Below are 4455 nucleotides of genomic sequence, written 5' to 3'. Positions count from 1 at the left end.
GCGCAAGCCCGCCGGCAACGCCAGCACCGCGCAAGCCATCAGGCTGGCAGCGATCAAGACCGCGGCCACCAGGCCGGACCAGCCGCTGCCCAGCATCGCCTCGCCGTGCAGCACCTGCAAGGTCGCGACAAAGCCGGACAGCGCCAACGCTTGCAGCACCGCGACCGACCACGGCAGCGCCGGGCTGCGCCAGCGTGCGGGCAGCAGCGCCACGCCCAGCGCCAAAGCCGAGGTGGCGACGCAGGCCCAGGCCGGCACCAGCAGCATCCACGCAATGGCCGTCAGCCCGGCCAGGCCAATCGCCAACTGGCCCGCCTGGCCGATGGTTTCCCAAGACGCGGCCGGGGCGTCACCGTCACGTGCTCGCAGGCTCACGAGGTGCATCGCCAACGCGCCGACGGCGAGCAGCGCCATGCCCAGGACGGAGCCTGTCAGCATCGGTGTACCGACCGACTCGTCGATGCCTAACGCACTGAAGGTGCGCACTGCGGCACCGGCCAGCACCAGCAGCGCAAAGGCCCGCGCATAGGTGCGGTGCTGGCGCGTGCCGAGCCAGAACATGCCGGCGGCTTCGATGGCCCAGGTGGCACCGGTCCATACACCTTCCAGCGCGAGCGGGATCGCCAGGGTGCCGAAGATCACGCTGACGATGACGTAGGCTTCGCCGAGCAGCGCATAGCGCGGGCCGCCGCGGCGCATCGTCAAGCCGCCCAGCAGCAGGTAGAACATCGCGTAGCCCAGCGCCGCCCAGGCAGGGCCGAACTCCCAGTCCTGCACCAGCAGATACTGCAGCCCAAAGGCCACCAGCGGCACGCCGAAGACCAAGGCGCTGTCGACCCGGCCCACCTGCGCCAGCGTCTTCGCAGCGCGCTGGGCCAGCGGATCAGCCGCATCCGGCGGCGTGCCCAAGGCCAGCGCACGGCGCGCGAACAACACGCCGATCAGCGTGAACAACACGAAGAACAGCAGCAGGAAGGCCTGCACGCCGACATAGAGCGAATCGTCGTAGCGGCTGTTGGCCCACGCACTCGCCAGCGTGAAGGTGCCGACGAACGCGACCAGGTTCAGCGGCCGCCAGGCCTTGAACCAGGCGATCAGAAACACACCAATGTCCAGCAGCGCCATGTAGCTGAACAGGACCAGGTAGTTGCCGCCACCGGTGGACACCAGCACCGGCGCCGCGAAGCCTTCGGCCACCGCCACGTAGGCCAGCCACGGTGCGTTCTGCACCACGGCCAGCACAGCGCTCAGCACCGTCACCGCGAACAGGAAGACGAACGCCGGCTCGGGCGCGATCAGCGCATTGAGCTTCAACGAGGCCAGCGTGGTGAGGTACAGCACGCCAATGCCGGCACCCTGCAGGATCAGCCCGTATCCGGTGCCGCCCGAAGCATCGCGCCGCTCGCGCAGCCGCCAGCCCAAGGCCAGCAGGCCGATGCCCAGCAAGGCGACGCCAGCGTAGCGCAGCTCCACCGGCACCACCACGCGCTCGGCCGCGTAGCGCAGCAAGAAGGCCAGGCCGAGGAACAGCACCAGCACGCCGACCTTGACGATCGTGTTGCCGCCGAAGATCCAGTTGTGCAGGAAGGGCGGCAGACGGTCCTTGAGTGGGACGGCCGGCGGTGGCGGCGGGGGCGGTGGTGCCCTACGAGCCGGCACGGCCACGGCGGGCGCCGGTGCGGCGGCGGCTTCTACCGCCTCCGCGGTCTGTTTCGGAGCCACCACGAGGACCGGCGCCGGCTGGATCGGCTTCGGCATCTCCGGTGCCGGGCTGCTCACAGGCGTAGGCAGCGGGCTGCGCGCCACCGCTTCGGTGTCACGGACCAGCGGCGCCGACGGCATCGCCACGGTCGGCGGTGTCGGCTTGGACACTGGCTCGGTTTCGGGCGAGCCCACCGCCGGCGCCTTCAGCCGCGCCACTTCGGCCTGCAGCGTGCGGACCTTGTCTTCCAGCACCGCCAGACGCTGGTCCAGCGTCAGCCGAACCGCCGGCTCGGCAGCCGGCTTCTTGTTGTCATCGTCGCGCGGCCGACCCGCCTGAATCAGCGCCGCCACCCCCACACCCAGCAGGGCGCCGATCAGCGCCCCCGCGAATTCGCCTATCAGCGCACCGACCACGGCGCCGATCAGGCCAAAGATCCATTTCATGTCGCCGCCCTCATGTCCCCCTTTGGTGGGGGTGGCGGCGATTATGCGAGCCGCTGTTGCCGGCTCGCCGCGAACATACCCGCGAAGTAGCGCGCCACGCGGCGAAGGGTATCGCCGCGCGCGACTTGTTCAAATCTTAGTCAGCGGCCTTGACAGGATGCGCATCGATTCGCAGCGTCAGCGCTGCGCCGTCGCCAGCGGTCTGCCAGGCACCGTTGGAGGTCGTCGTCGTGACCATGTTGCCGGTCTTGGCAAAGGTCCACACCGGGTCGACGAACACCGGCGACTGCGACGAAGCCACGACCCAGTACGAGCGGCCGGCCTTGATGTGCGGGCCCTTGCGGGTGACGAAGAACTGCTCGACCGGGTTCCAGCCCAGGGTCTGCACCGGTGCGAACCAGTGCTCCAGCTCAACGCCGCTCGGCAGCGTTTCGGCGCCGCCCTCGTCCAGCGCATCGGTCTGCAGCGACACGCGCACCTTCTTCTGCACCGTCTCGCTGTTGTTCATCAGCCAGAGGCCGATGCGGGCCAGGCGCATGTTGCCGTCGGCCGGCACGGTGAAGCGCGCCGCCACCGATTGCTCGGTGAACACATCAAAGCCGTTGGTACCGAAGATGCCACCCGGCCCGGGCGTGTCGACGATCGGCACGGTCTTGGTCCAGGACTGCGTGTCGGCGGCGGCAGCGGTGCCGGCGGCCAGCCAGCCGGCGCCGATCAGCACGGCGGCCAGCAGAGGGGTGCAAAGTTTCATGGGTTGCTCCTTGTGGGTAGGCGACGATGCTAGGCCGCCCAGCTGTGGCAAGCTTGACCGAATCCTGACCAACCCGCTGCCCACCGCCCCATGCCCCCTGCCGTGCTGACGCTGGACGATGCCGGTTTCCCGGTCGCCGATGGCCGCCCGCTCGACCTGGCCCCGAAAGAACGGGCCGTGCTGGCGCTGCTGATGCAACGCCGCCCGGCGGTGGTCAGCAAGGAAGAGTTCGCCAGCGCCGTCTGGGCCGGCCTGGCGATGTCGGACGAGAGCCTGGCGCGCAGCATCAGCCGGCTGCGCCGCACGCTGGCCGGCTTTGGGCTGACGATCGAGTCGGTCTACGGCACCGGCTACCGGCTGGACGGCGAAGCGCCCGCGCCAGCCCCCTCGCGCCTGGTCGGCGCCACGCATGCTCAACCCGCGACGGTGGACGCCTACTTGCACGCGCGCCAGCTGGCCGCGCAACGCACGCCTGCGGCGGTCGGCCGTGCGATCGAGCTGCTGCGCGCGCTGATCGAGCGCGAGCCCGGCTACACCCCCGCGAGGGTGGCGCTGGCCGAGTCACTGGCCGCGGCGATCGGCTGGGGCCAGCTGCCGACCGATCCGTCGGTCGAAGAAGGCTTGCGGGTGCTCGATGAAGGCAAGCGCCTGGACGCCGCCACCCCGGGCCTGGCCGGCGCACGCGGCGCGTTGCTGGACATGGCCTGGCGCTTCGACGAAGCGGCGCTGGCTCACGCCGACGCGTTGCGCGATGGCGCGAACGATCCGGACACGCTGCTGGTGTATGCCCGCCACCTGCTGCTCACCGGCCAGCCTGCAGGGGCAGTCGAACAGCTGCGCGCCGCGCTGCGCCTGTCTCCGCACACGCCGTTGCTGCGCATGACGCTGTCGCGTGCACTGGTGCAGGCCGGCCGCGGCGCCGACGCGCTGGCCGAGGCCCGGGCGTCGGTCACCGAACACCCGGGGCAGTTGCTGCTGGTCGCTTTCGAGCTGGCCATCCGGGCGATGGTGGCGCCTTCACCCGACATCGAAGGGGCCGCATGGCGGCTGAGCGAAGGGCCGGACACGCCGCCCTTCGTGTGGACCGTGCTGTCCTTCGTGCTGGCTCAGATCGGCCGGCGCGAAGCAGCACTGGACATCATCGACGCCACCTTGATCTGCTCACGCACGACGACCGGCGAGGCGACGTTGTACGCCGCGCCGCTGGCCGCGATCGGTGAGGTCGACCGCGCGGCGGCGCTGCTGCAGCGGGCTTACGACGAACGCTGCGGCATGCTGGCGATGGTGCTGCGCGACCCGGCGCATGCGGGCTGGCTGGCTGGCCATCCGGTCGGCCGGCAGCTGCTGCGAAGCGTGTTCGGCCCCGGCTCGGCCACGGCACCCTAGTCGGGCCAGACTGGCCGATGCGGCCGGCGGCCGCCATGGCAAAGTGCCACCCATGTCGCGGGGCCACGGTGACATGGCGTGCCATGGATGGCCGGACTGACGCTGCATAGAGTTCGACTCATGCCGCCCACCGCCGCAATCGAGGAGCTTCACCATGAACACGATGCCTG

At 70.3% G+C, this 4455-nt stretch carries 3 protein-coding genes; 1 reads left to right on the top strand and 2 read right to left on the bottom strand.

Annotation, left to right across the window (positions count from 1 at the left end; all coding sequences use genetic code 11):
- The coding region (locus AC1DYI_RS27580) for a DUF2339 domain-containing protein (protein ID WP_477207319.1) at positions 1–2148 on the bottom strand (2148 nt) is incomplete at its 3' end.
- A 136-nt stretch (positions 2149–2284) separates the two neighbouring features.
- Entirely contained in the window at positions 2285–2899 is a 615-nt protein-coding gene (locus AC1DYI_RS27575) for a hypothetical protein (protein WP_477207318.1), read from the bottom strand.
- Positions 2900–2989: 90 nt separating this feature from the next.
- On the opposite strand from AC1DYI_RS27575, the gene AC1DYI_RS27570 reads away from it, so the two are divergent.
- Positions 2990–4285 carry a winged helix-turn-helix domain-containing protein gene (locus AC1DYI_RS27570; RefSeq protein WP_477207317.1) on the top strand — a complete coding sequence of 432 codons (1296 nt, stop codon included), beginning with the start codon at positions 2990–2992 and terminating at the stop codon, positions 4283–4285.
- Positions 4286–4455: the final 170 nt, after the last annotated feature.

The organism is Ideonella sp. P3_A4, assembly GCF_056403075.1.
The sequence above is the reverse complement of the archived record's forward strand: the minus strand, read 5'-3'. Positions and strand labels throughout refer to the sequence as shown.